This window comes from Arthrobacter sedimenti (assembly GCF_042652025.1).
In the GTDB taxonomy this organism is placed as follows: domain Bacteria; phylum Actinomycetota; class Actinomycetes; order Actinomycetales; family Micrococcaceae; genus Arthrobacter; species Arthrobacter sedimenti.
Genome location: NZ_JBHSDQ010000006.1, coordinates 223,881 through 250,028, shown reverse-complemented (window position 1 = coordinate 250,028; position 26,148 = coordinate 223,881). Strand labels below are relative to the sequence as shown.

Annotated in this window: 26 protein-coding genes; 20 read left to right on the top strand and 6 right to left on the bottom strand. The window is 66.2% G+C overall.

What is annotated here, in order from left to right; all coding sequences use genetic code 11:
• The first annotated feature begins 228 nt into the window (after positions 1 to 228).
• Both ACFO0G_RS15275 and ACFO0G_RS15270 read left to right on the top strand, forming a co-directional pair.
• Positions 229 to 1,272: a LacI family DNA-binding transcriptional regulator gene (locus ACFO0G_RS15275; RefSeq protein WP_376978657.1), complete on the top strand. Its 1,044-nt coding sequence runs from the start codon at positions 229 to 231 to the stop codon at positions 1,270 to 1,272.
• A 52-nt stretch (positions 1,273 to 1,324) separates the two neighbouring features.
• Complete coding sequence (locus ACFO0G_RS15270; RefSeq protein WP_376978655.1) at positions 1,325 to 2,512, top strand: mandelate racemase/muconate lactonizing enzyme family protein; 1,188 nt, start codon at positions 1,325 to 1,327, stop codon at positions 2,510 to 2,512.
• Here ACFO0G_RS15270 and ACFO0G_RS15265 read toward each other — a convergent pair.
• A complete protein-coding gene (locus tag ACFO0G_RS15265; RefSeq protein WP_376978653.1) occupies positions 2,505 to 3,611 on the bottom strand; it encodes a LacI family DNA-binding transcriptional regulator in 1,107 nt (368 codons plus the stop codon). The genes ACFO0G_RS15270 and ACFO0G_RS15265 overlap by 8 nt on opposite strands.
• Positions 3,612 to 3,784: 173 nt before the next feature.
• Between ACFO0G_RS15265 and ACFO0G_RS15260 the strand changes: the two genes are divergently transcribed.
• The 5 genes from ACFO0G_RS15260 (at position 3,785) to ACFO0G_RS15240 (ending at position 8,559) form a co-directional block, all read left to right on the top strand.
• Complete coding sequence (locus tag ACFO0G_RS15260; protein WP_376978651.1) at positions 3,785 to 4,654, top strand: ABC transporter substrate-binding protein; 870 nt, start codon at positions 3,785 to 3,787, stop codon at positions 4,652 to 4,654.
• A gap of 102 nt (positions 4,655 to 4,756) precedes the next feature.
• Positions 4,757 to 5,545 (top strand): amino acid ABC transporter permease, encoded by a 789-nt coding sequence (locus ACFO0G_RS15255; protein WP_376978649.1) that lies wholly within the window; start codon positions 4,757 to 4,759, stop codon positions 5,543 to 5,545.
• Positions 5,542 to 6,321, top strand: coding sequence for an amino acid ABC transporter ATP-binding protein (locus tag ACFO0G_RS15250; RefSeq protein ID WP_376978646.1), 780 nt, complete (start codon positions 5,542 to 5,544; stop codon positions 6,319 to 6,321). The genes ACFO0G_RS15255 and ACFO0G_RS15250 overlap by 4 nt, the downstream gene beginning before the upstream one ends.
• Entirely contained in the window at positions 6,321 to 7,364 is a 1,044-nt protein-coding gene (locus tag ACFO0G_RS15245; protein WP_376978643.1) for a Gfo/Idh/MocA family protein, read from the top strand. Before ACFO0G_RS15250 ends, ACFO0G_RS15245 begins: the two co-directional genes overlap by 1 nt.
• 73 nt (positions 7,365 to 7,437) lie before the next feature.
• Positions 7,438 to 8,559 (top strand): NAD(P)/FAD-dependent oxidoreductase, encoded by a 1,122-nt coding sequence (locus ACFO0G_RS15240; RefSeq protein ID WP_286400730.1) that lies wholly within the window; start codon positions 7,438 to 7,440, stop codon positions 8,557 to 8,559.
• Between the two features lie 63 nt (positions 8,560 to 8,622).
• On the opposite strand, the gene ACFO0G_RS15235 is transcribed toward ACFO0G_RS15240, so the two are convergent.
• Positions 8,623 to 10,122 carry a SulP family inorganic anion transporter gene (locus ACFO0G_RS15235; protein WP_286400731.1) on the bottom strand — a complete coding sequence of 500 codons (1,500 nt, stop codon included), beginning with the start codon at positions 10,120 to 10,122 and terminating at the stop codon, positions 8,623 to 8,625.
• 185 nt (positions 10,123 to 10,307) lie between these two features.
• Between ACFO0G_RS15235 and ACFO0G_RS15230 the strand changes: the two genes are divergently transcribed.
• Complete coding sequence (locus tag ACFO0G_RS15230; protein ID WP_286404704.1) at positions 10,308 to 10,709, top strand: MerR family transcriptional regulator; 402 nt, start codon at positions 10,308 to 10,310, stop codon at positions 10,707 to 10,709.
• A 150-nt stretch (positions 10,710 to 10,859) separates the two neighbouring features.
• Positions 10,860 to 12,491, top strand: a complete 1,632-nt coding sequence (gene mptB / locus ACFO0G_RS15225) for a polyprenol phosphomannose-dependent alpha 1,6 mannosyltransferase MptB (protein ID WP_376978640.1) — start codon at positions 10,860 to 10,862, stop codon at positions 12,489 to 12,491.
• On the opposite strand, the gene ACFO0G_RS15220 is transcribed toward mptB, so the two are convergent.
• Positions 12,488 to 13,744, bottom strand: coding sequence for a glycosyltransferase 87 family protein (locus tag ACFO0G_RS15220; RefSeq protein ID WP_376978638.1), 1,257 nt, complete (start codon positions 13,742 to 13,744; stop codon positions 12,488 to 12,490). The genes mptB and ACFO0G_RS15220 overlap by 4 nt on opposite strands.
• Before the next feature lie 28 nt (positions 13,745 to 13,772).
• Complete coding sequence (locus tag ACFO0G_RS15215) at positions 13,773 to 15,116, bottom strand: glycosyltransferase 87 family protein (protein ID WP_376978636.1); 1,344 nt, start codon at positions 15,114 to 15,116, stop codon at positions 13,773 to 13,775.
• A gap of 301 nt (positions 15,117 to 15,417) precedes the next feature.
• Here ACFO0G_RS15215 and ACFO0G_RS15210 point away from each other — a divergent pair, with 301 nt between their 5' ends.
• Complete coding sequence (locus ACFO0G_RS15210) at positions 15,418 to 15,621, top strand: hypothetical protein (RefSeq protein WP_286400735.1); 204 nt, start codon at positions 15,418 to 15,420, stop codon at positions 15,619 to 15,621.
• Between the two features lie 126 nt (positions 15,622 to 15,747).
• Here ACFO0G_RS15210 and ACFO0G_RS15205 read toward each other — a convergent pair whose 3' ends face one another.
• On the bottom strand, positions 15,748 to 15,999 hold the full coding sequence (locus ACFO0G_RS15205; protein ID WP_286400736.1) for a DUF3072 domain-containing protein: 252 nt from the start codon (positions 15,997 to 15,999) through the stop codon (positions 15,748 to 15,750).
• Between the two features lie 119 nt (positions 16,000 to 16,118).
• Between ACFO0G_RS15205 and ACFO0G_RS15200 the strand changes: the two genes are divergently transcribed.
• Positions 16,119 to 16,991 carry an NAD(P)-dependent oxidoreductase gene (locus ACFO0G_RS15200; RefSeq protein ID WP_376978633.1) on the top strand — a complete coding sequence of 291 codons (873 nt, stop codon included), beginning with the start codon at positions 16,119 to 16,121 and terminating at the stop codon, positions 16,989 to 16,991.
• A 130-nt stretch (positions 16,992 to 17,121) separates the two neighbouring features.
• On the opposite strand, the gene ACFO0G_RS15195 is transcribed toward ACFO0G_RS15200, so the two are convergent.
• Entirely contained in the window at positions 17,122 to 17,922 is an 801-nt protein-coding gene (locus tag ACFO0G_RS15195) for an IclR family transcriptional regulator (protein WP_286400741.1), read from the bottom strand.
• A gap of 120 nt (positions 17,923 to 18,042) precedes the next feature.
• Between ACFO0G_RS15195 and ACFO0G_RS15190 the strand changes: the two genes are divergently transcribed.
• The 9 genes from ACFO0G_RS15190 (at position 18,043) to ACFO0G_RS15150 (ending at position 26,146) form a co-directional block, all read left to right on the top strand.
• The gene (locus ACFO0G_RS15190; RefSeq protein ID WP_376978630.1) at positions 18,043 to 18,546 is read left to right on the top strand and encodes a tripartite tricarboxylate transporter TctB family protein; all 504 of its coding nucleotides are present in this window, start codon (positions 18,043 to 18,045) and stop codon (positions 18,544 to 18,546) included.
• Between the two features lie 2 nt (positions 18,547 to 18,548).
• Positions 18,549 to 20,051, top strand: a complete 1,503-nt coding sequence (locus ACFO0G_RS15185) for a tripartite tricarboxylate transporter permease (protein WP_286400744.1) — start codon at positions 18,549 to 18,551, stop codon at positions 20,049 to 20,051.
• 61 nt (positions 20,052 to 20,112) lie between these two features.
• On the top strand, positions 20,113 to 21,120 hold the full coding sequence (locus tag ACFO0G_RS15180; protein WP_286400746.1) for a tripartite tricarboxylate transporter substrate binding protein: 1,008 nt from the start codon (positions 20,113 to 20,115) through the stop codon (positions 21,118 to 21,120).
• Between the two features lie 31 nt (positions 21,121 to 21,151).
• Positions 21,152 to 21,781: an RraA family protein gene (locus ACFO0G_RS15175; RefSeq protein ID WP_286400747.1), complete on the top strand. Its 630-nt coding sequence runs from the start codon at positions 21,152 to 21,154 to the stop codon at positions 21,779 to 21,781.
• Positions 21,782 to 21,818: 37 nt separating this feature from the next.
• Entirely contained in the window at positions 21,819 to 22,598 is a 780-nt protein-coding gene (locus ACFO0G_RS15170; RefSeq protein WP_376978627.1) for a DUF1932 domain-containing protein, read from the top strand.
• Between the two features lie 79 nt (positions 22,599 to 22,677).
• Positions 22,678 to 24,015, top strand: a complete 1,338-nt coding sequence (locus tag ACFO0G_RS15165; RefSeq protein ID WP_286400751.1) for a TRAP transporter large permease subunit — start codon at positions 22,678 to 22,680, stop codon at positions 24,013 to 24,015.
• A gap of 9 nt (positions 24,016 to 24,024) precedes the next feature.
• Positions 24,025 to 24,282, top strand: coding sequence for a hypothetical protein (locus ACFO0G_RS15160; RefSeq protein WP_376978625.1), 258 nt, complete (start codon positions 24,025 to 24,027; stop codon positions 24,280 to 24,282).
• Positions 24,279 to 25,259, top strand: a complete 981-nt coding sequence (locus tag ACFO0G_RS15155) for a cyclase family protein (RefSeq protein ID WP_376978623.1) — start codon at positions 24,279 to 24,281, stop codon at positions 25,257 to 25,259. Before ACFO0G_RS15160 ends, ACFO0G_RS15155 begins: the two co-directional genes overlap by 4 nt.
• A 197-nt stretch (positions 25,260 to 25,456) precedes the next feature.
• Positions 25,457 to 26,146: an HD domain-containing protein gene (locus ACFO0G_RS15150; RefSeq protein WP_376978620.1), complete on the top strand. Its 690-nt coding sequence runs from the start codon at positions 25,457 to 25,459 to the stop codon at positions 26,144 to 26,146.
• Positions 26,147 to 26,148: the final 2 nt, after the last annotated feature.

Here is a 26,148-nt window from a genome sequence, read left to right as displayed (position 1 = left end):
ATTGTGAATTTTGCTGTCGAGGTACGGGGCGTCAGCTCCGACGATCGTTCGAAACATTTCGAACGGTGATATAAGTCACGCTGTAAACTAAAGCGCCAATCATCCGCCTCGTCAAGGGATCGTAGAGGATCTTTTTGAGGAATCCGCGGGATTTGACCAAACCTTGACGGCGCAGGGGCCTCTTCTCCAGAATGAATGCACTTCCCATCTTCGAAAGATTGCGAACCCATGACGACCAAATTGCCCGAGCGGACGAAGCCAACGCTCGCAACCGTGGCCAGGCAGGCGGGGGTATCGGCACCGACTGTCTCCAAGGTGGTGAACGGCCGTGACGACGTGGCCCCCGAGACCAGGGCGCGGATCCTTGCGGTGCTGGAGCAGGCGGGTTACCAGTCGCCCGTGCAGCGCAGGGCCGCGGCCGACAGTGCGACAGTCGTCGAAGTGGTAATCGATGTGCTCGACTCTGCCTACACCATCCAGGTGCTGAACGGCATCCTCCAGTTCGCCGCGGGGGCCGACGTCGAAATCCTGGTGAGCGTGACCGGCCAGTCCACGCCTGGCCGGCAGACCCCGGAACGCCGTGCCCAGCGCATGCTTGAAGAGGGCAGGGCCGGGATGATCGTGGTGACTTCGGCCTTCAGCGAGGCACAACTGCATGCGTTCCGCCGCCGCCAGATCCCGGTTGTGGTGATCGACCCGCTCAACCCGCCCTCCGCGGACGTGGTCAGCGTTGGCGCGACCAACTGGGCAGGCGGCAAGGCGGCCACCGAACATCTGCTGAGTCTGGGGCACCGACGCATCGCCTACATCGGCGGGATTGAAGGGGCCGAATGCAACCAGGCCAGGCTGCACGGATACATGGCAGCCCTGATGGCGCAAGGCATTGAGGTGGATCCCCGGTACATCGTGTCCGGCGGCCATTTCCGGACAGAGGGCGGGGTCAAGGGATTCCAGGAGCTCCTGAAGCTGGACCGCCTCCCCACGGCCATCTTCGCCGGCAGCGACTCGATTGCCCTGGGCGTCCTCAGTGAGGCGCGGCATCACGGGATCAGGGTTCCGGAGGACATCAGCCTCATCGGTTTCGACGGGACCAACCAGGGCGAGCAGTCAGTTCCTTCATTGAGTTCGGTGGCCCAGCCCCTTGAAGAGATGGGCAGGGCCGCGCTGAGGTCACTCCTGCGCCAGGCCCAGGGCGAGATCCTGGATTCCCACCGCGTGGAGTTGGCCACCCAGGTGATCGTCCGAGAATCCACCGCCCCGCCCGCTCCCTGAGCGGGCCGCCCGCCCCCAGTGGCCCTGCGCAACTATCGAAAGACACCGCCGCATGAAGATCACCAACCTCGACACCGTCGTCGTCGACTTTTACCGCACCAACCTCATTTTTGTCCGGTTGAGCACCGATGAAGGCCTTACCGGAATAGCGGAAGCCACCCTCGAAGGCCAGGAGCACGCAGTCCGCGGCGCCGTAGCGGTCCTGGCCGACGCCGTGCGCGGCAAGGATCCCACCCGGATTGCCCAGACGATCTACGAAGTAAACCGCGATGCGTACTGGCGCGGGGGACCCGTCTCGATGACCGCGCTGAGCGCCCTTGAAATGGCGATGTGGGATGTCTCAGCACGCGCACTGGGGGTTCCCGTCCACCGGATGCTGGGCGGCCAGGTCCGTGACCGCGTCCGGGCCTACGCCAACGGCTGGTTTTCCGGGGCCAAGACGCCTGAGGAATTCGCCGAGGCTGCCCTCCATACGGTTGCCCAGGGCTTCCGGGGGCTCAAGTGGGATCCCTTCGAAGCTGCAGATCTTATTCTGGCGCCCGGCGACCTGCGGCGCATGCTCGAACCCGTTGCCGCTGTCCGGGAGGCGGTGGGTGATGACGTTGAGCTGTTCATCGAAGGGCATGGGCGCTTTGACGTCCCCACGGCCATCCGCGTGGCGCGGGAAATCGAGCAGTTCCAGCCCGTGTTCTTCGAAGAGCCCTGCCCGCCGGACGGTATCGACGCGCTCATCGAGGTACGCAGCAAATCGCCCGTCCCCATCGCGGCCGGCGAGCGGTGGATGGGACGGAATACCTTCGTTCCCGCCCTTGGGCGCAATGCAGTGGACTTCATCCAGCCTGACGTCACCCATGCCGGGGGCCTCCTGGAGCTCTCGTTCATTTCCACGCTGGCGGCAGCCCACTACGTTCCCTTCGCGCCGCACAATCCGAGCGGACCCCTCAGCACCGCCGCAACTCTGCAGCTTGGTGCGGCGCTGCCCAATTTCCGCTACCTGGAGATCATGGCAACGGACGTGCCGTGGCGCAGCGAGATCTCCAATGAGCGCCTCCGGCTGACGGAAGAGGGCGACGTCCTGATCCCGGAAGGCGTGGGCCTGGGCATCGAGCTGGACTTGGACGCCATCGCCGAGCACCCCTTCACGCCGCATCCCATGCGGATCTTCAGCGATGTGGTGGCAGATATCCGGCCGCCGGACGCCCGGTCCTATTTCAACCTGGAGTCCGCCGCAGTCAGCTGAGCTTCGCTGCCGGATCTTTACGTGCCGTGGGAGTCCCCGCGGGGCATGGCCCCACCGACCCCCGCCGCACCAGGGTGGCCGTGAACTGAGCTGGAGCGGCAGGCGGCAAGCCCTCCATCTGCCGGATCAGGGCTTTGGCTGCGGCGACGCCCATGTTGTAGACCGGCTGGGCGATGACGGTCAGGGGAGGGGTTGTCAGCCTGGTCCACGGGAAATCGTCGTACATCAGGAATGAAACATCCGCCGGGATGGACAGGCCCAGTTCCTGGATGGCCTCCACCACGCTGAGTGCGATCAGGCCGTCGGAGGCTACTACTGCAGTGGCGCGGTCCGGGCCGCGGAGCACTCCGCGGGTAATGCTGCGAATCGAGTCCTCGTCGCCTGCATTCAGGCGGACCAGGTCCTCCGGAAAATGCAGGCCGGACTCAAGGAAAGCCTCCCGCATGCCCGCGATACGGTCGGCGATCTGGGAGGACTCAAGCGTCATCCCCGGCGTATAGGGAGCATCGGTGGTCAGCGTGGAAATGAAGGCGATCCGCCGGTGCCCCGCATCGAGCAGGTACTGCGTGGCCTCCCTCGAAATCCTTGCCATGTCCACGGCCATGGTTTCCACCGGCATGTCCCCGGCCGTGCGGTCGATGAAGACCATGGGCCGTCCGGACCGGTGCACCTCCTGGAGATGTCCGGTTTCAACCGATGAGGCAGGAGCAACAATCAGGCCGTCCACGCGCTTGTCCAGCAGGACCCGGACTGCGTCCACTTCCGCGGCCCGGTCCTCATCGGTATTGACCAGGATGACGTTGTAGCCGGCCTTTTTTGCGGTGTCCGTGATTCCCCGCGTGGCCAGGCCAAAGTGCGGGTTTTCGATATCACCCACCACCACGCCAATGGTGTGCGACTTCCCCGTGTTCATGCTGCGGGCAAGCTCATTGGGCCGGTAGGAAAGCGCCTCTGCGGCAGCCACAACGCGCTCGCGGACGTCGTCGCTGACGGCTCCGTAGTTGCCCAGTGCCCGCGCGGCCTGGGCCTTGGAAACCTGGGCAGCCTTGGCGACGTCGGCAACCGTTACGTCCCGCCGTCGTGCTCCTTCGCCGTTCATCTTCACCTTTCGAAAGGGTTGTTGACGCCCCTTGTGACTTCGGCTACATTTCTATCCATCGATGTGAGTCCGGTCTCAATCCTAGGGTGTGAGACCGGACTCAACAAGAGCATCGGCGACTTTCTTCGGCGGCCCTGACAGCACCGCCTCCCTCCCAACGATTGGACAACGCTGTGAAGAAAAAGAATCTCCGCCCGGCCGGAATTGCCGCCGCCGCACTCGCTGCGGTGCTGGCGCTCTCCGGCTGCAGCTCCACCTCCGCCGCCTCCACCACGGAGAACAACCCCTACGGCCTGATCCAGCCCGGCACCATCCGCGTGGCCAGCCTGGGCGACTCCAAGCCCTACACCTTCGCCGACGCCTCCGGTAACTTCACCGGCTTCGACGTGGAACTGTTCAAGGATGTGGCCCACCGGGCCGGTGTGGACAACGTGGTCTTCACCGGTCAGGACTTCTCCGGCCTCCTTGCGGCGGTGGCCAACGGGCAGTTCGACGCCGGCGTGGCAGCGATCGGCATCACGGACAAGCGCAAGGAAACCGTTGATTTCTCCGATGGTTACCTGGCTGGTTACCTGACGGTGATCACCACCAAGAATTCCGGCATCACGGGCGTGGACAGCCTGGCCGGCAAGCGGCTGGGCGTGGTGCAGGGAACGCTGCAGGAGGCCTATGCGGTGAAGAACTTCACCTCTGCCAGCCTGGTGCGGTTCCCGGACAACAACACCGCCATCGCGGCGGTGAACAGCGGCACCGTGGACGCGCACTTCCTGGACTACGAGGCAGCGAAGGCCTACGAGGCGCAGCACGGCCTGGTGAGCGCCGCGGACATCCCGTCGTTCGACGCCCCGGCCGGGTTCGCCGTGGCCAAGGGCAAGACGGCGTTCAAGGAAGCCCTGAACAAGGGGCTGCACGCCGCGATGGAAGACGGGACCTGGAAGAAGCTCTACCAGAAGTGGTTCCCGGGCTCGCCGATGCCTGAGCAGTACCTGTCCAAGGCCGAACAGGGCGCCTCCGCATCCGCCTCGCCGGCGCCGAGCAAGTAAGCACCTAAGCGCCGGAGCCAGTAAGGCTTCGGGCGCATCGCCGGGCGGGCTGCACCCGCAGCCCGCCCGGCACCTTCACCCAATCAACGTCTGAGAGCAATCATGGACTGGTTCAACACCATCATCCGTACATTCTTCGACTTCGGCGCTATGGCCGAGGTCCTGCCCCAACTGCTGGCGGTCGGCCTGCTGAACACGCTGATCATTTCCATCTCGGCCACCGTCCTTGGCACGGTCCTGGGAATGGTGGTGGCCGTCATGGGCATCTCACCGTCCAAGTGGCTCCGGGTCCCGGCCCGAATCTACACGGACCTGTTCCGCGGCCTGCCGGCCATCCTGACCATCCTGCTGATCGGCCAGGGTTTCGCCCGCCTCAGCCAGTCGATCTTCGGCCCGTCCCCCTACCCGCTGGGCATCATCGCGCTGAGCCTGATCGCCAGCGCCTACATCGGGGAAATCTTCCGCGCCGGGATCCTCAGCGTCGACAAGGGCCAGGGCGAGGCCTGCCGGGCCCTGGGCATGAGCTACGCCAGGTCCATGGCCCTGGTGGTGATCCCGCAGGGCGTCCGCAGGGTCCTGCCGGCCCTGGTGAACCAGTTCATCGCGATCGTCAAAGACTCCTCGCTGGTCTACTTCCTGGGCCTGCTGGTTTCCGAACGCGAACTCTTCCGCGTGGGCCAGGACGCCGCCGTGCTCTCCGGCAACCTCTCACCCCTGGTCGCCGCGGGCGTGTTCTACCTGGTGATCACCGTCCCGCTGACGCACCTGGTCAACCACTTCGACAACAAATTCCGCACCGGCCGCCGCCGCCCCGCCGCACCCACCAGCGGGCTGAAGGAAGTCAAGGAACTCGCCTCGGCCTCGCCGCTGACCACCGGGAGCAACACATGAACACCCCCACCCCCACCAAAAACACCACCGGACAGGAAGCCCCGGCGTTCCACGGCTCGTCCCTGGAACTGCGCAACCTGACCATGGCCTACGGCGAGATTGAGGTCCTGCGCGACGTCAGCCTGACCGTGGCCCCGGGCACCACCACCTGCATCATCGGGCCTTCAGGCTCCGGCAAGTCAACCCTGCTGCGCGGCATCAACCGGCTGCACGAACCCAAAACCGGGGACGTGCTCCTGGCCGGGGACAGCATCCTGGGGACCAACCCGGACACCCTGCGCACCCGCATCGGCATGGTCTTCCAGCACTTCAACCTCTTCCCGGACCACACCGCGGAGGAAAACGTCGCCCTGGCACTCTGGGCCGTCAAGGGCATGCCCAAAGCCCAGGCCATGGCCAAGGCCCGCCAACGCCTGGCCGAGGTGGGCCTCGCCGAACGCGCCGACCACCGCCCCCGCGACCTCTCCGGCGGCCAGCAGCAGCGCGTCGCCATCGCCCGCGCCCTGGCCATGGAACCCGAAGTCATGCTCTTCGACGAAGCCACCAGCGCCCTGGACCCCGAACTCGTAAAAGGCGTCCTGAACCTCATGGCCGGCCTGGGCAGGCGCGGCATGACCATGCTCGTGGTCACCCACGAAATGGGCTTCGCCCGCAAAGTCGCCGACCAGGTGGTCTTCATGGACGAAGGCGAAGTCGTCGAAGCAGGAACCCCCACCCAACTCTTCGATAACCCCCGCAGCGAACGCCTCCAACGCTTCCTCTCCGAGGTGCTCTGATGGGTATTGTTGCAGCGGCACCCATCCGCACCGCCGTCGTCGGGTTTGGGATCTCCGGCAAGGTGTTCCACACCCCGCTGATTGCGGCCAACCCGGATTACTCGCTCGACGTGATCGTCACGGCCCACCCGGAACGTGCGGCCGAGGCCGCGCGCCTGTACCCCCAGGCACGGATCATGGCCACGCCGGAGGAGCTGTTCGCCAACGCGGCCGATCTGGACCTTGTCATCCTGGGCACCCCGCCGCACACCCACTTTGAGCTGGCAGCGACGGCGATCGCCCACGGCCTGCACGTGGTGGTGGACAAGCCTTTCGTGCCCACGTCCGCCCTGGGTGCGGAGCTGGTCAGCAGGGCGGACGACGGCGGGGTGCGGCTTACGGTGTTCCAGAACCGCCGGTGGGATGCCGACTTCCTGACCCTCCGGAAGGTCCTGGCGTCGGGTGCCTTGGGCCAGGTCAGCAGCTTCGAGTCACGGTTCGAATGGTGGCGGCCCGAAGGGTTCGGGAACTGGCGGGACACGGTGTCCCTCGCCGAAGGCGGCGGGATCCTGCATGACCTGGGTGCCCACCTGATCGATCAGGCCATCCAGTTGTTCGGCCCCGTGGAACGGAGCTATGGCGAGACGGCCAACCGCGGACTCCATCCGGACGCGGCAGACACCGAGGCCTTCGTGTCACTGCTGCATGCCTCCGGCGTCCGCTCACGGCTGTGGATGAACGGCATGGCTGCCCAGGCCGGCGCCCGCTTCCACATCCTCGGTTCAAAAGCCGGCTACACCAAGTGGGGACTGGACGGCCAGGAACCCGCCCTCGCGGCCGGGATGCCGCCGTCGGACCCCGCCTATGGCCTCGACCCCCAGGAGTCATGGGGGCTCCTGGGGGTCGACGGAGCAACATCTCCCGTGCCTGCCGAACGCGGCAGCTACCCGGAGTTCTACGTGCAGTTGGCCGCGGCTCTCCGCGGGAACGGCCGTCTGCCCGTCGATCCCGCCGGCCCGCTCGAAGTACTGAAAGTCATTGAGGGCATCCACGCCCTGGCCTGACTGCCCGCACTCTTTTCCGTTGACGCACCGTCCGCGTCCCTCATAACCACGAATTCCACAGAAAGGGACATCAATGTCCTCTGCTCCAGCTTCCAAGCGTGTCGCGATCCTCGGCGGCGGCATCCTGGGCGTTTCCACCGCCGTGCACCTGCTCCGCGAAGGCGCCTCCGTAATCCTGCTGACCGAGCGGGGCCTGGCCAGCGAAGCCAGCGGCCGCTCGCTGTCCTGGCTCAACTCCGCGGGCGAACGGTCCACCCCGTACCACCAGCTGCGGGTTGCCGGCGTGGACCGCTACCGCACCCTCTTCGCCTCGGACCCCAAGCGGGAGTGGCTCCAGTTCGGCGGCGGCCTCATGTGGAACGCAGCCGGCCAGGCGGAGGCCACGGAGGCGCGGCACGCCCACGAGAAGTCCATTGGCTACGATTCCAGGCTGCTTGCCCCGGAAGAGATCGCGTCAGCTACCCCTGGCATCGATTCCGGCGCCGTGCCGGACAATGCCATCTTCAACCCCGGCGAAGGCTGGGTGAGCCTGCCGGACCTGATCGACTTCCTGATGGAGGAGTTCCACGCCCGCGGCGGCGAACTGGTCCTGAACGCCGGCAAGGCCTCCGTCATGGTGGAGGGCGGCCGGACCACCGGCGTCGAGACCGCGGCGGGCGGGACATACCCGGCCGACTCCGTCCTGGTGGCTTGTGGCGCTGCGACACCCGCCGTCGTCGAACCCCTGGGTGCGCACATCCCCAATGGTTCGCCGGTGTCCATGCTGGTGGTGACCAAGCAGGTGCAGCACGAGGTCACCGCCGTGATGAACACCCCCCGCGCAGCCCTGCGGCCCAACCCGGGCGGCACGTTCGCCCTGGACCACGACTGGTACGAGGAGCACATCACCGAGCACGCGGACGGCTCCTTCACCATCCCCGATGACGTGGTGCAGGAACTGGCCGATGAGGCCTCCAAGCTGGTGGCCGGCAATCCGGAACTCAAACCGGCCTCCTGGAAGATGGGCTACAAGCCGATCCCGGGCGACGGCGAACCGGTGCTGGGCGAACTGGGCCAGGTACCGGGCTGCTTCGTTGCCTTCACGCACTCCGGAGCCACTTTGGGCCTCATTGCCGGCGAGCTCCTTGCCGGGGAGATCCTGACCGGGAAGAAGCACCCCATGCTGGCAACGTTCCGGCCGGCGCGCTTCTCCTAGGACACGCGGATAGAAGATGCGGGGCTGCATACTGCAGCCCCGCATCTTTGCGTCTGCTGGAAGTCAGGAGCCCAAGTGCCCCGTAAGGCGCCGGTGGAAGCCCGTGCTGCGTTCATCGAGGCCCTCGATTGCCACCGCTGCGCCGTGGTCCGCGTACTTCGTCTCGATGGAATCGAGCGCCGCGACGGTTGAGGCGTCCCAGATCTGGGCGCGGGTGAGGTCAATGGTCACCGAGGCCGGATCGTCCGCGTAGGCGAACTGCTCCACCAGGTCATTGCTGCTTCCGAAAAACAGTGGCCCCACCACGTCGTAGCGGACGGTTTCGCCGTCCTCCGCAAGGTGCCGCTCAACGGTGATGACGTGGGCCACCCGGCGCGCGAACAGCACCATCGCCAGGATGACGCCCACCAGCACGCCGAAGGCCAAGTTCCCGGTGAGGACCACGACGGCGACGGTGGCTGCCATGACCAGCGTTTCCGGTACGGGCATCCGCTTCAGGGTGGACGGCTTGACGCTGTGCCAGTCGACGGTGGTCACGGCAACCACCATCATTACCGCGGCGAGGGCCACCATGGGGATCTGGCCCATGATCGAGCTGAGCCCCGTCACCAGTGCCAGCAGGAACAGCCCGGCCACGAATGTCGAAATCCTGGTGCGGGCCTGGCCGGTCTTCACGTTTAGGACGGTCTGGCCGATCATGGCGCAGCCGGCGATGCCCCCATAGAAGCCGGCAAGGATATTCGAGACGCCCAGGGCCCAGGATTCGCGGCCCTTGTGCGAGGGGGAGTCCGTGATGTCATCCACCAGCTTTGCGGTGAGGAGGGTTTCCATGAGGCCCACGAACGCAACGCTCAGTGCCGTGGGCAGCACCAACTGGAAAGTCTCAACGTTCACGGGGAACAGGAAGGGGGTGATTCCGGGCAGCTTGCCCGCGAGCGGTCCTTCGTCCGCGACGTTGGGAACGGTGAGTCCGGCGATGATGGCGATGGCGGTGACGACGACGATGGCCACCAGCGGTGACGGTACCACCTTGGTGAACCGGGGCAGGATGAAGATGATCGCAAACGTCAGGGCCAACAGGACGTAGGCGAGCCAGGGAACGTTGAGGACATGGGGCACCTGCGCCATGAAGATCAGCACGCCCAGCGCGTTGACGAACCCGATCATCACCGACCGCGGAATGAACCGCATCAGTCGTGCCAGCCCCGCCAGGCCAAAGACCACCTGGATCACGCCGGCAAGGAGCACCGTGGGCAGGACGTATTCGACGCCGTGCTGATGGACCAGCGGGGCGATCACCAGGGCCACGGAACCGGCCGCGGCAGTCACCACGCCGGGGCGTCCGCCCACGATCGACATGGCCAGGGCCAGCACGATGGAAGCGACAAGGCTCACCATGGGATCGACGCCGGCCACGATCGAGAAAGAGATGACTTCCGGTACGAGTGCGAGGGTGGTGACCATTCCGGCCAAGACCTCGCGGCTGAGCTGCCGGGGGGAGCGCAGGGCGGTGAGGACGGTGATCGGTTGCCGAAGGGGGCGGGTGCGGTCAGCGACGGCCAAGGAGCGGCTCCAGGAGACTTGGCTCCCTCTTGGGAGAGCGGTATGAAACGTTCTGCGCGCCACGGTGCGCACGGGTCCAGCCCGGCCATGAAAGACAATGGGGGTGGAGAAAGTATGCGCCGGTGACTGCCGGCTGCGTATGCAACACTACCCTAACGTGAGGGTTGGGGCGGATTGGTGACGTGATGGTGAAAGAAATGACCGCCGAAGAAGTGGTGGCGACAATGCACATTGGCGAACTGGCGGACCGCTCGCAGATGTCCCTCCGGACCATCCGCCATTACGACGAGGTGGGCCTGCTCAAACCCTCCGGCCGCACCGAAGGCGGATTCCGCCTTTACACCGAACGCGACTTCACGCGGCTGATGCTGATCCGCAGGATGAAACCGCTCGGGTTCACGCTCGAAGCCATGGCAGGACTTCTTAGGGTTATCGACGCCTTGGAGGCCGCCAAACCAGGCCAGGATGTTGCGGGCATCCGGGAGGAGCTGAACGGCTTTATCGAAGAGGCGGCGCGGCGCCGGGCGAAACTGGAGGAGCAACTGGGCATGGCCGATGAATTCCTGGCACTGCTGCGCGCCCGCTAGGTTTCCCGCCAGCCGTTGCCAAACTGTGGCGTTCCCGCCGGCCGCGGCCCGGTGCAGCAGTAAGTACGGCTGATAAAATAACCGGGTTGCAGGGCGGCCTTGTGAAGCTGGGGCGAGCAGTGCCGTAACAAGGTAGGGGACCACACAATCATGACGGCAGGCGGGTCGCACCTCCGGACATCGGAAAGCAGGCCGGGCACATCGGCCGGCGCCTCCGTGCCTGCCAAAGGCCGTGCCTACCTGGCAACCCTCGAAGGTTTCATCGGCGCCCTCATGATGTTCGTCGGCTCCATCGGAACGGGCTGGATCGCCAATGGTTCCCCCATGATCCGCCAGCCCGTGGTGATCGCGCTCCGCACCGAAGGCGGGGGCGTGGCGGTGTCCACGGTGCTGCTGACGGCCGGGGCCATGCTGCTGATGCGCTCGTGGCTGCGCCTGGGCCAGCGGCTGGGGGACTGGGGGCAGTCGTCCCTGCGCTCCGTGGTGGCTGCCATCTCCGCCTGGTCCCTTCCCCTGCTGTTCTGCGTTCCGGTCTTTTCCCGCGACGTCTATGCATACACCGGGCAAGGCCGGCTGGTGATGGAAGGCCAGAACCCGTACGAGGTGGGCATTTCCACGCTCAACAACTGGTTCGCCCTGGGCGCCGATCCCGCCTGGGCAGAAAACCGGACCCCCTACGGCCCCTACTTCCTGTGGCTGGCGCGGGCGGTGGTGGGACTGACCGGAGCCCAGCCTGACGCGTCCGTCCTGCTCTTCCGCCTGCTGGCCGGCGTCGGCGTGCTGCTGTGCGTCATCTACGTTCCCAAACTGGCCGAACTGCACGGCATTAACGGTGCGCGCGCCCTCTGGATCTCCGTGGCCAACCCGCTGTTCCTGATCAGTTTCATTGCCAGCGCCCACAATGACGCCCTGATGGTGGGCCTAGCCGTCGCGGGCGTGTATTTCGCCGCCACCCGACGCTACCTGCTGGGCATCCTGCTGGTCACCGCTTCCATCGGAATCAAGCCGATCACCGTGCTGCTGCTGCCGTTCATTGGCCTCATGTGGGCGGGCCCGTCCGCCACCTGGCCGCGCAAATTCCTGATGTGGGCTGCGACGGCGGGCATCAGCTTCGGCGTCCTGGTCCTCAGCGGTATCCCGTTCAATCTGGGCATCGGGTGGACCTGGGCCATCATGGATCCCACCCCCGGCTACACCGGCTACTCGCCGTCGGGCTTCCTGGGCCAACAGGTGGAGATGCTCGCCAACGCGCTGGGACTGCCCGGCGGAACCCTGGCCACCTGGCTGCGGACCGCCATGAAGTGGGCGGCCATCGCGCTGGTCCTGCTGCTCATGTTCCGTGGCGACTACTCGCGGGCGGTGCGCCGGATGGCGTTGGCGTTCACCGCCGTCGTCATGCTCTCGCCCATCATCCAGCCCTGGTACATCCTGTGGTTCCTGCCGTTCCTGGCCGTCACAGGGATCCGGGACGACTGGCAGATCCGGTCGCTGTACGTGGGCGTGACGTTCTTCGTGGTGTTCGGCGCCCAGGATCAGCTTTCGGTCTGGTCCTTCGTGGAACTGCCCATCGGCGCGTCATCCCTGGCGTTCTTCACGGCCCTGGCCTTCACGTTCTACCTGCTGGTCCTGGACGTCCACACGCGCAAGCTGCTCATCGAAGGCAGGCCGCTGGACCTGGCCCGGCGCGGCTGGGAGTGGGCATTGGAACGCCGGGCAGCACGCCAGGCTGCCGCGGCGGACGCCAAGGCCCCTGCCGCCGTCGAACGCCGCGAAACCCCTTAGGCCCCCGCCGGAACCGTTGCTGCAGCCTTCCGGCCCAGCTCTGCCGTGCGCTTCACGGACCACCACAGCAGCACCACCAGGAGCACGTTGCGGGTGGTGAGGATGGCCGCCATGACCGGGTGGGCGTGGATGAGCGGTGTGTAGAACAGCGGGTAGATCACGAACGTGGTGATGGCGATGCCCATGAGCAGGGCCGCGGGGACTTTCCAGCGCTCCCAGTCGTGCGTGAGCCCGGCGATGATCACCGGGGCCAGCCAGATGATGAACTGCGGCGAGCCCACCTTGTTGAACACGATGAACGCGGTGACCATCATGAGCGAGCCTTCGAGGAACAGTTCCTCACGTTCGGCGCCGCGGCTCATGGCGCGCACCAGCAGGATGGCTGCGATGACGGCCGCGAGGATCAGCAGCGGCTGCATCAGGAATGCGGCGGTACTGGCGCCCGGGCCGTAGACCTCGGTGGAGTTGATGGCCGTGTTGTCCGCCATCCTGGAGCCGGCGATGTGGAACACGCTCAGCCAGACCCAGGGTGTGGAGAACGTTGCTTCGAGCTGCATGCCGCGCTCGCCCTGGTTCAGGAGGAAGTCCATGATGTGCGGCAGGCCGCCGGTCAGCCAGGTGCCCAGGCCCACGACGGCGGTGACGGCAGCACCTGCCAGCACCACCTGGACGCGCTTGTGGCTGGCGATGACGATGGGCACCAGCACGGCTGCCGGCCACACTTTGATCCACGTGGCAATGCTGAGTAGCACGCCTGCCACCACGGGCCGTTCGGCCGCGGAGAGCAGGGCGATCAGCACGATCGGCGCGGTGATGCCTTCCACCCGGGCGAAGCTCAGGTAGCCCATGAAGACCGTGAAGAACAGCCACCACCACGCCGGCGCGATGCCCGTCACCTTCCGGGGCCCGCGGGTGAGGTAGAGCAGGCCGACGGCGTTGAGCGCTGTGATGATCAGGAACCAGACCAACAGGTAGAGGCTGGGTCCCGCGATGTTGGCCAGGAAGATGGGGATCTGCGCCAGCACCGGGTAGACCCAGGGGCTGATCTTGCCGGTCAGGTCCGCCGGGTTGTACCCGGCGGTGGCCCACTGGCGGTACTGCTCGGTGTCGCTGAAGGTATCGCCGTTCAGGAAGAAGGACGCCATCCAGCCCAGGAAGTAGAAATGGACGACGGCGAAGCCCCACCAGACGCTGGACGGACGGGCGAACCATTCCACCACTTTTGCCGGGAGCAGTTTGGTGCGGACGGTCACCAGGCGGTCAAAGAACCTCGTGGAAATCTTAGGTCTCCTTGAGCGCAGGGGAGGGCACGGCGGTCTTCTTGCCGAGCGAGTACAGGCGACGGACGCTCCACAGGAACAGGACCACCAACAGGACGTTGCGGATGGTCAGCACCAGCGCCATCCAGGGGTTGTTGTGGCTGAGGGCGTCGTAGAAGAGGGGGTAGATGAAATACGTGGCCACAGCAATGGCGATCAGCATCAGGGCCGGGACGCGCCACTCCCGCCAGCTGTGCGCAAGGCCGACGGCAACGGCGGGGCCCAGCCACACCATGAACTGGGGCGAGCCCACCTTGTTGAACACCACGAAGGCGGTGGCCAGGGTGAGCGCGCCGCCCAGGAGCAGTTCGGTGCGGTCCACACCGCCGGCCACCTTGTGCTGCTTGCCGTTGTGCAGGGCCCAGAAGGTCAGCCCGGCCACCAGCACGGCGGCCAGGACCAGGAGTGGCTGCATCAGGACCGACATGATGGCGGTGCCCGGGCCGTCCACCTGCATCGAGTTGATGTCCGTGTTCATGTACATGCGGGAGCCGCCCACGTTCAGGACGGAAAGCCAGAGCCAGGGGGTGGTGAAGGTGGCCTCGAGCTGCATTCCGCGGTCGCCCTGCTGCGTGAGGAAGTTCAGCAGCTGGGGAACGCTGCCCAGCACAGCCGCCAGCGCCACGACGCCGGCCGTCACCGAGATCCCTGCCAGCACCACCAGCAGGCGGTTCTTCACGACGGCGAAGAGGGCCAGCATGATGGCCGCCGGCCAGACCTTCACCCAGGTGCCTATGGCCAGAAGGATCGAGGCGATGAACGGGCGGTTGACGCCGTAGGCCAAGGCCACCAGGACCAGCGGGGCGGTGAGGCCGTCCACCCGGGCGAATCCGAGCCAGCCCATCAGGAACGTGAAGGCGAGCCACCACCAGCCCGCGGGGATGGCGCCGGTGTTGCGGCCACGGGCGGTGAGTTTCAGCAACGCCAGGCCGTTGAGGATGGTGGTCATGAGGACCCACAGGAAGAAGAAGGGTGCCGGTCCCGCCATGCCCGCGATGGCCATGGGGATCAGCGCAAGGATGGGGTAGACCCAGGGGCTGGGGCCGCCGCGGAGGTTGGCGTCATTGAAGCCCGCAATGGCCCAGTCGCGGTAGATGAAGGTGTCGCTGAACGCCTCGCCGCGCAGGGAGAGCGAGGCGGCGAAGACCAGGAAGACCAGGTGCACTACGATGAAGCCGACCAGCAGGCCGCGCCCGGTATTCAGCCAGCTCCGCGCCGGGGTGGGGAGGATGACGTTGCGGATCCTGGTCAGATTGCCGAAGAGAGCGTCGGTGGAAATGGCGGAATCCTTGTCAGGTCGTTGCACAGTCAGCGGTCGCGCAAAATGGCTCGGGTCAGGCCGCGAGGCGGGGTGTCAGGAGGCAGATGGAAGCCGCGAAAAGCAGTTCCCACTCCTGTCCAACTCTAATTGACGGTGCCCTGCGGCCAGTAATTGTCAGGACAAAGCAAGACGCGCAGGCTGCTGACCTGCGTCATTTATCTAAAGTTGCTGGCCCTTATCTGCTCGGGCACCATAGTGCGAGGTACGAAAGTGCCCACCGCCTATGCAGCCAGGGGGAGCGCTGGGCGGCGCCTGCCCCCGGCCCCGAAAGACATAAGGCAACACCATGAACTTCCCCCTGACCCTTACCGTGTCCGACCGCCAAAGCATGGACCGCGAACTCGACGCCGCCGTCGCAGCCGCAAAGGCCCACGCGCTGAACGGCAAGCGCCACGGCATCCTGGTGACCCGCCACGGCGTGGACAGGTTCACAGTGGACCTCAGCGACGCCGTTCCCTTCGGACTCACCCGCGAGCACCAGGCCTGGTAAGGCCCGCGCGGCAAGCGCCGCTGGCGAGGATTCCCGCCAGCTGGCCCTGGGCGTGGTAGTTACCCCCCGCCGTGCCTTGGACGGACGCCGGCTGTGCCGCCGTCGTCCGCTTTTGACCGCCCGCGCCTAGCTGCCTGCGCCGTCCCCGTCGCCGGCCACGCGGTTGCTGTGCTGCTGCAGCCGGTCGATGTGCTTTGACGCCTCAGCTTTGCTCAGGTCCGCGGGCAGTTCCTCCCCGGCCTCGCGTGCCAGCGTGTCGAGGTAGCTGCGCTGTGCCGCCGTCATGGGTTCGTCCCCGGTCACCCAGTCTTCCGGGTCCCTGTTGAGGCCTGCATTGGGTTCCGGTTCCGGGCTGCCGATTGTTTCCTGGTTGCTCATGGGTACGAGTCTAGGTGTGGGCACCGACAATCCACAGGAACCCCTGTTGCATAAGTCCCTGAATACTGGAGACGTTGAGTTGGTAGGGAACGCCAAACCTGGACCAGGAGGATGACTCAATGGATACGAAACTGAAAGTGGCTGTGCTGGGGACCGGAATCATGGGGGCGGCCATGGCCCGGAACCTCCTGGGTGCCGGTCATGAGGTCTCAGTGTGGAACCGGGATGCGGCGAAAACGGAACCGCTGGCTGCGGACGGCGCAAAGCGGGCCGCCAACCCCGCTGAAGCAGTGGCCGACGCCGATGTGGTCCTGACCATGCTGTATGACGCCGCCGCCGTGGAGCAGGTCATGCGCTCCGCGGCACGGGGCCTTAAGCCCGGTACCGCCTGGGTCCAGTCCACCACGGTGGGCATGCGCGATGTCCCCGTCTTGGCTGGCCTGGCTGCCGAGCTTGGCCTGGACCTGGTGGAGGCCCCCGTCTCCGGTACACGGGCTCCTGCCGAAGCCGGCCAGCTGCTGGTGCTCGCCGCCGGCCCTGAAGCGGTGCGCCAGCGCGTGGCACCGGTCCTTGACGCCATCGGCGCACGCACCATCTGGACCGGTGAAGATTCCTCGCAGGGATCGGCGGCCCGCCTTAAGCTCGTGGTCAACAGCTGGGTCATCGCCGCCTCCAACGCCGCCGGGGAAGTGGTTGCGCTCGCCGAAGCCCTGGGCGTCGATCCGCAGCAGTTCCTTGGCGTGATCGAAGGCGGCGGCCTGGACCTTCCCTACCTGCGGACCAAGATGGGCCTCATCACTGACGACGGGCTGGAGCCTGCCTCCTTCGCCGTGGACACCGCATGCAAGGATGCCCACCTCATCGTCGATGCGGCAACGGAGCAGGGCGTGAAGCTTGACGGTGCCGAAGCTTTCGCCGCCCGGCTGGACCGGGTATCGGAGCAGGGCCGTGCCAAGCAGGACATGGCCGCCGCGTATTACGCCAGCCGGTAACCGTGGCGCGAAGCACGCTTTCAGTCCGCGTACGACGGCGGCATCCCGGGTTTCCGGGGCTTCCCCGCCCCGGGCGGGCCGAAAGCGTGCGGTGTGTGGCGCCGTCGTACCTCTGACACCTAGGGTCCTGTTAGTAGACCGAACCCTCGAGCAGTTCGGAGAGCCGGCTTGCGGCGCGGCGGAGCTCGGGAACGTTGGCTTTGATCTTTTCTTCGGTTGTTGCCTCCGCCGGGCAGTTCAAGGCCATTGATTCGTTGGCGCGGCCCTCCCGGTTCGTCAGGGCTACCCCGACGGAGAGCACGCCAATCACGCGCTCATTCGCGGAATAGGCGTAGTCACAGCCGGGCTCGGGTAACCGTGACCGGAGTTCCTTGACCGTGAATCCCTGCTCCTCGTGACCGGCGGCGATTGCTGCAGCTACCACCTGTTCGAGTTCAGCGTCAGTGGCACCGGCGATCAGGATTTTTCCAGCAGCACCGCGCGTCAGCGGCAGGCGTTTACCGAGCGGCAGGTCATATTGCATAGGCGCTTCGCCCTGGACGCGCGCCACCAGGATGCGCTCAAACCCCAGCCTGGTATGCAGCGAAACAGACATTCCCGTCTGCGTCGCCAGCTGCTGCAGAACCGGTCGCCCCGCAACCGCCAGGGGGTCGTTTTCCAGGAAACTCTTAGCGGCCGGGAGGACGGCCGGACCGATCCGGTAGGACTTGTCCTTCTGGCTGACCATTCCGAAATCCTGCAGCACCCGGAGGATCCTCAGCGTGGTGGGCAGGCTCATGCCGCAGTTCCGCGCCAGGTCACTGAGCCGCTGCGGCCGCTCCGCCCGCTGCAACTCGGCGAAGACCTCCATGGCCCGCGAGAGGGAGCGCATGTTCGAGGGTTTGGGTCCCTCTTCTGCCGTGCCGGCCGTGGTGGAAGTCGTCGTTGCCATTCTTTCATTCTATGTAATTCCCTTGCGCTTGACAGTCCCTGTGTCTCCTGTCACTATTTCTCAGTACGCAATATAGTTTCATTCTATGAAACGCAATGACGCGCTGTGAAAAGGAAACTCATGACAACGGAGTCAGTCACGACGAAAGCAGGGAGCCCTACCCGGGTGACTCCCGGTGTGCTGGCGGGCATTGGCGCCTTCGCCGCCATCGGCATCTATGTCCTGGTCAGTTCGGTCAGCCTGGGGCTTTGGACATCCCTCGGCCCGGGCGCCGGACTGTTCCCCTTCGCGATGGGGGCGCTGCTGGTTGCCATGTCGGCAGTCTGGCTCCTCCAGGAACTCCGCCGGCCGAGCGCCAAAGGCGAAGGTGTGGACAAAGGAGTAGTCATCTCCGTCGTGGCCAGCCTGGTCATCCTGGCATCCGTGATGGACCTGCTGGGCTTCCAGCTGAGCATGTTCGCGTTCCTGCTCTACCACCTGAAAATCCGGGGACGCCGGGCATGGGTGCCCTCACTGATCATCGCCCTGGCGGGAAGCATCGGCGCCTTCTACGCCTTCAATAACGGACTGAACGTCGCGCTGCCGGTTTCGTCGCTCGCGCCGCTGAACATGATCGGACTCTAGCCATGGAAACGATTAACGAACTCTTGGGCGGTTTCGCCACCGCCATGACCTGGCAGAACCTGATTTTCGCCTTCCTCGGCTGCCTGCTGGGCACCATCATCGGTGTCCTGCCCGGGGTAGGACCGGTAGCCGGCGTGGCCCTCCTGATCCCGATCACGCTCAACCTGGACCCCGCGGGGTCGATCATCATGCTCTGTGCCATTTTCTACGGCACCCAGTACGGCGGCACCATCACCAGCGTCCTGCTGAACACGCCCGGTGAAGCGTCGTCCGCGATCACCACCATCGACGGCTACGCCATGACCAAGATCGGCCGGGCGGGGGCAGCGCTGACGCTGGCCGCCGTCGGGTCCTTCATCGGCGGCACCATCGCCACCATAGGCCTGGTGGCAGCGGCCAAGCCGCTCGGGGAGATGGGGCTTCTGGTCGGTCCGCCCGAGTTCTTCGCGCTCATGGTGGTGGGCATCTCGCTGCTGGTGGCCCTGGCGGGAAAATCCCTGGTCAAGGCCGTGATCTCCGGCGCGCTGGGCCTGCTGATCTCCATGGTGGGCATCGACCCCGTGGCTGGCGCTCCCCGGTTCACCTTTGGCATCGACAACCTCCTGGACGGCGTGAGCTTCGTAGCCGTCATCGTGGGTGTCTTCGGGCTCTCAGAGATCCTCTCCTTCCGGCGGAACGAGCCCACCCCGGTGGTCCACGCCCCCGGATTCCGGCAACTGTTCCCCTCACGGACGGAGTGGCGGCGGAGCGCACCATCGATGGCGCGGGGCACCGGCGTCGGTTTCGGCCTTGGCCTGATCCCCGGCATGACCGGATCGGTGTCCTCCCTGCTGTCCTACGCGGCCGAAAAGAAGTTCTCCCGCTTCCGCCACGAACTCGGCAAGGGCGCGGTGGAAGGTGTTGCCGGCCCGGAAACCGCCAACAACGCCCACGCCAACGCAGCACTCATTCCGCTGTTCACCCTGGGCATCCCGGCATCACCCACCATCGCCGTGCTGATGGGGGCGTTCCTCCAGCAGGGCCTGACGCCGGGACCCAGCCTCTTTACCGAGCACTCGGACATTGCCTGGGCGATCATCGCAAGCCTCTTCATCGGAAACGTCATCCTGCTGCTGCTAAATGTTCCGCTGGTGGGACTGTGGACCTCCATCCTGCGCGTTCCCACCCCAATCCTGACCGCCGTGATCCTGCTGTTCATGGTGATCGGCGCCTACACCATCAACTTCAGCGTCTTCGACGTCTACGTCATGATCGGCTTCGGACTCCTGGGCCTGGCCCTGCGGAATCTCGACATTCCGCTGGCCCCGATGGTCCTCACCCTGGTGCTCGGTCCCCTGATGGAGCGCTCGCTGCGCGAATCGCTGGAGATCTCCCAGGGCGACTTCACCGTCTTCACCAGCCGGCCCATTTCCGCCGTACTCATCGGTATCGGGGTGCTGATCCTGTGCAGCCCGCTGCTGAAATTCCGCAAGCCCAAGGCCCTCACCGAGGACCCCGAGGCCTAAGACACCCCAACAAGCACCACCCATCCCCGCTCCATCCGCATCACTTCAAAGGAGAAGACCCATGTCACGCAAGAAAATCATTGCTGCCCTCGCAGCGGCGTCGCTGATCGCCCTTACCGGCTGCGGCGCCAACGCCGGAGCCTCCAACTCGGCCGCCGGTGCCAACGACTTTCCCAAGAAGGGCAAGTCCATCGATCTGATTGTCGCGTTCTCCTCCGGCGGGGCCGTGGACACGGCCGCCCGGCTGATCCAGCCCGTGCTGGAGAAGGAACTCGGTACCAACGTAGAGGTGGTCAACAAGCCCGGTGCCGGCGGCCAGATCGGCTACACCGCGCTGACCAGCGCCAAGCCGGACGGCTACACCATCGGGGCCACCGGCTCACCGTCCGTCGTCGTCTCGCCGCTCGATCCGGCCCGCGGCGCAAAGTACACCCGGGACAGCTTCAAGCCGTTGGGCCGGCAGGTCTTTGACCCCGCAGTCATCGCCGTGCAGCCGGACAGCCCCTACAAGACGCTGAAGGAACTCCTGGACGCCGAGAAGGCCAACCCCAAGTCCATGACCGCCAGCACCACCGGCATCCAGACGGGCGAGCACTTCGCCCTGGCCCAGATCCAGCAGGTCACTGGCTCCGAGTTTGCCCCCGTCCACTTCTCCGAAGGGGCATCGCAGGCAACCACCGCGTTCCTCGGCAAGCACGTGGACGTCCTGGTGGCCAACGTCAGCGACGTGAACGACCTGAACAAGCAGGGCAAGGCACGGGTCCTGGGTGTCATGAGCGCTGAACGCTCTCCGGCGCTGCCTGACGTGCCCACCTTCAAGGAATCCGGATACGACGTCGAAGCGGGCACCGCCCGTGGCTACTCCGCACCGGCCGGACTCCCCGATGACGTTGCCAAGAAGCTCGAAGCCGCCCTCGAGAAGGCCATCGAAGACCCCGCCGTGGTGCAGAAGATGAAGGACCTCGGCCTGCAGACCAGCTACCTCACAGCCAAGGACTACGAACAGATGTGGGCAGGCCAGGAAGGCGACTTCAAGAAGGTCCTCCCGCTGGTCCAGAAAAAAGACTGATCCACCCGCCCCACCCACCGAAAGAACTCCTATGACAACCCCATCCCTTGACACTGTTGACGCTGACTTCGCCCGGCCGGACCGGGACGTGGTGGACCGCCTCGCCAAGCTGCCCGCCGCCAACATCGGCGACGCCATGGACCGGCTCGGCGTGGCCGACTCGGCCATCCAGGCCGTCTGGCCCGGTGCAAAACTCGCCGGTCCGGCCTTCCCGGTGTGGACCCGGCCCGGCGACAACAAGGGAATTCACGCAGCCCTCCAGCAGGTGCGGCCCGGGGACGTCATTGTGGTCGCCGGCGGCGGCGATGAGTCCCGCGCCCTGCTGGGCGAGCTGATAGGGGAGCGTGCCATCAACCTCGGCGTCGCCGGCTTTGCGCTGGACGGAGCAGCGCGCGACGCCGAGGCGCTGGGTGAGATCGGCATGCCGGTCTTTGCCCGGGCTACTTCGCCGGCAGGTCCCTACAAGGACGGTCCGTTCCGGATGGGCACCGCCATTGCCTTCGGCGGTGTTCCTGTCCTGCCAGGCGACATCATCGTCGGCGACTCCGACGGCGTGGTGGTGGTTCCCCGCGAACAGGCAACCGCCGTCGCCGAAGCAGCGGAGGCCGTCTTCGCGGACGAAACCAATCGCCGGCAAACGATCATTGCGGCACGCTCTTAGCCGCCGCACCTTTCCAAGCAAGAAAGACACCAATTCCATGACAGCATGCACCGTCATTGGCCTCGGCGAAGCCGGCGCCACCTACGCCGCAGCACTTACCGCTGCCGGCCACGCGGTCACCGGGTTCGACCCCGTGGCACCGTCCACCCCCGCCGGCGTCACCCGCGCCGCCACCGCTGCAGCAGCCTGTGAAGGGGCGGATATCGTCCTGGTGATGACCGGAGCCGCAGCTGCCCGCAGTGTTGCCCAGGAGTGCCTGCCGGTCCTGGCCGCCGGCAGCGTCTATGCGGACTTCACCTCCTCATCGCCCGGCGTCATGCAGGAACTCGGGCAGCTGCCTACCCAGGCCGCCTTCGCCGACGTCGCCATCCTTGGCCCGGTCTCAGCGCTGGGGGAGAAGACGCCCCTGATGGTCAGTGGTCCCGGCGCCCAGGCCGTCGCCGCCCTGCTGGAACCCCTGGGCGTCCAGGTGGAAATCGCCGACGGCGGCGCTGGTGCGGCCATGGCGCACAAGCTGCTGCGCAGCGTCCTGATGAAGGGCCTGGCCTCCGTCGTGGTCGAGGCCGTCACGGCCGGCAAGGCGGCAGGGCTCGAGGACTGGATCCGCGCCCAGATTGCCGGGCAGCTTGCCGGCGACGGCCAGGCCGTTATCGACAGGTTCCTCACCGGCACCGCCAAACATGCCGTGCGCCGGTCCAGGGAGATGCAGGACACCGCCAGCTACCTCTCGGACCTTGGCGTCCCTGCAGAGATGACAACCGCTTCCGCCAATGCCTTGGCCCGCATCGGGCAGGCAACGGAACCGGCCTTGCGCTGACCGCCCGGTCGGGCACAATCAGGAACAGGCAACACATGATTTCCACAACAACCGGCATTCCGACGTCAGGAGCAGCAGCATGATCGGCATCTGGGCACTCGGCGCCTATCTGGCCGTCATCCTGCTTTGGACCACTTTGATCAAGCGCAGCGTGGGGGAGGCGATGATCATGGGGTTCCTGGTGATCCTCCCGTTTACCGGCGCGGCTGCGGCGCAAATTGGCTGGTCGGCGCTGTACTCGGCTGCGACAGATGAAATCGTCTACGCCACCATGGCCTTCGTATTCATGGGCTACCTGCTGGACAAAGGCGGCGTCCTGGACCGGCTGATCGACCTGCTCAATTCCCTGATCGGAGGCGTGAAGGGCGGTCCCGCCTGGGTCTCAACGGTGGCGTCCGCAGGCCTGGGTGGCGTGGTCCACAACCAGGCTGCGATCGCCGCGACGGTGGGGTCGGTCACCATCCCCTGGATGGAGAAGTCCCGCCTGGACAAGCCCGCGGCGGCCACCCTTGTGGCAGGCAACGCCGGGATGGGCATCACCTTCCCGTTCAGCGCCTCCATGTTCGTCCTGGTCGGCTCTGCCACGGTAGGGCCCCTGCTGAACATCAACGCACTGGTCCTTCCCCTGCTTTTCGGCGGCCTGTGGTGCTTCCTGCACCGGCTCATCGTCACCTGGCTGCTGATCCGCAAAAGCGGCATGGCACCCCTTGATGCAGCCCACCGGATGTCCGTCCGGGCCGCTCTCGGCCAGGGCTGGGCCACCCTCCTGCTGTTCGTCGTCGTCGCCATCCCGCTGGTCATCACCTCGGGGTTCCTTACGTCGGCGCTCTCGGACTGGACCGGCGGTGACGTCAGCAAGTCCGTCAGCGTGATCGTCTGGATCCCTGTGGTCCTGCTCATCACGGGTGCCCTGCTGGGCCGGAAACAACTGCCGCGCACCGGCCGTGCCTGGGCCGAACTGCTGCAAGGCTCCGCACCGCGCTTCGGAATCGTCGGCGTCACGGTGCTCTTCGCCTTCGCCGGCGCCAACGCGCTCGCCGCCACCGGCCTTCCCAAACAGATGACGGCACTGCTGAACGGCATGAACCTCCCCCTCTGGCTGCTCGCCATCCTGATCGGGCTGATCGTCATCGCCGTGGCGGCCCCGCTGTCCGCAACGGCCACCATGGCCGCCGTCGGTACGGTCGGCGTCGCCGCACTCGTCGCAGCCGGCGTTCCGGCCACCACGGCCGCCGTCGCCGTCCTGGTCTTCTCCTCCTGCGAAGCGGCGGTCCCGCCCGGTGGCGCACCGCTCTATGTCGCCTGCGGCATCGCGGACGTCAACCCCATCAAGACCTTCGCCCGCCTGCTCACCCACTACGCGCTGCCCCTGCTGGTCATCGGCGTGCTGATCATCCTCGGCGTCCTGCCGATCTAAGGAACCACCATGAACACACCCCGCAGGATCACCGGAACCGTCTTCACCTTCACCCTCGCAGTCCTGCTCATTGGTGGCGTCCTGTTCGTTGCCGGGCAGGTCGTGGGCCTTGTGGCCGGGCAAAACGCCTGGCTCGAGTTCTTCAACAACGTCATCAAGCCGCCCATCTGCATTGCCGCATCGGTGTGCGCGGTGGCCGGCTTCCTGCTCAGCTACAGGCGGCCCCGGAAAGAGGCCGGGCAGAAACAGGAAGCAACCAGCCGATGACTGCACACGGAACATTTCCCACCTTCGCTGAACTCCTGGCGAGGGAGGGCAACCTGACGGGTACATCCTGGGGCCTCTTCCCGGAACCGGAGCGGGGCACGCCGTCCTTCATCACCTCTGGTGCCGTCCTGGAGGCAAAGGACTGCATCCGGACCGGCGCCGTGTTCGGCCTGGACTATCCCGCGGATGCCTTTGATCCGGGCATGTCGCTCAAACGCGGGGCACCCCGGCACACCATCTACTCCTCCCATCCCGCCCACCGGGACGACTATCTGGACGGGTACTTCCTGCAGGGGTCGACGCAGATTGACGGGCTCCGGCACCGCCGCGCCGACGACGTTGGGTTCTACAACGGCGTCCCGGACCACCGGGTCGCCGAGGGCACCCCAGAGCTGGGGATCCAGGAATGGGCCGAACACCCCATCGCCGGCCGGGGCATTCTGGTGGACCTCGACGGGTTCCGGAACGGCATGGGGGAGCCTATCGACCACGCAGCCGGGGAACCCCTGGGCCTGGACCTGGTCCACGCGGCCCTGGAGTCCCAGTCCCTGGCCACGCGTCCCGGCGACATCCTTCTGCTCCACACCGGGTGGTGCGAATGGTTCCTCGCGCTGGAGCCGGAGGAGAAGCAGCGGCTTCGTGAGAGCCGGAAGGCAACGGGCGTGGCGCAGTCGCAGGAGTTCGTGGCCTGGGCATGGGACAGCCGGTTTGCCGTGATCGCCGCAGACAACTTTGCCTTCGAATGCCTCCCCGCCGTCCTGGACAGCCCCTACCGGGAGTCCGCGTTCAACGACCACGGCATGATGCACCAGCAGCTCCTGGCCAAGCTCGGCCTGCCCCTGGGCGAGCTGTGGCGGCTCGGCCCGCTGGCCCGGCATATGCGCAGCACCGGCAAGTGGGACGCGTTCATCAGCATCAAGCCGCTGAACATCACAGGCGGCACCGGCTCCCCGGCCAACGCCACCGCCATCGTGTGAGCTGAGGCCACGCCCGCGTCACGCGGGGCACGCTTTAGGGCAACGGTCGACGGCGGGGCCCGGCTTTCCGGGGCTTCCCCGCCTTAGGTGGGCCGAAAGCGTGCTGTGCGTGACGCCGTCGTACGCCCCACAACCGGAGTTCCACTGGGCAGAAGCCACCCGTTGCCCGCGGGCCTGTTACCGGGCAGGCTGGATGGATGACGAAGCTGCAGCACGCCGCCAACCACTCGGGCCTCGACGCCGCCGCCGTTGCCTCCGGAATCGAACCGGATCCGGCAGGGGTCATTGCGCTGGACCCGGTGCTCGCAGGGATCTGGGAACTCGCCGCGCCATACCTGAAGGTCCGGGACAACGACGCCCACACCCTGTACGCCTTCGGCCTGGCCCGCGCCCTGCTGGACGCCCACCCGGAAGCCGACGCCGCCGTGGTCCTTCCCGCCATCATGCTGCACGACATCGGCTGGTCACAGGTTCCGCCCGGTGACGTCCTGGCCGCCATTGCGCCGGGCGGCGGCAGGCCGGACCTGGTGCTGCTGCACGAAAAGGAGGGGGCGCGCCTGGCCGCGGACATCCTCGCGGAGTGCCGTTACGACCACACCAGGATCCCCGCCATCCTGGACATCATCGACGGCCGCGATTCCCGGCGGGAAGCCCTCTCCATCGAGGACGCCATCGTCAAGGACGCGGACAAGACCTGGCGCCTCAGCCCGCACGGCATCGACACTGTCATGGACTGGTTCGGGCTGGACCGCGGGCAGGCCCTACGGCTGTGCTCCCAGCGCGTGCACGGCCACCTGTTCACCGCGGAGGCGCAGGCCATGGCGCGGGCGCTGTCAGCCCTGGAATCGGTCACCCTCTGGCCCCAGCGGCAACGCCTGCTTGGCTGACC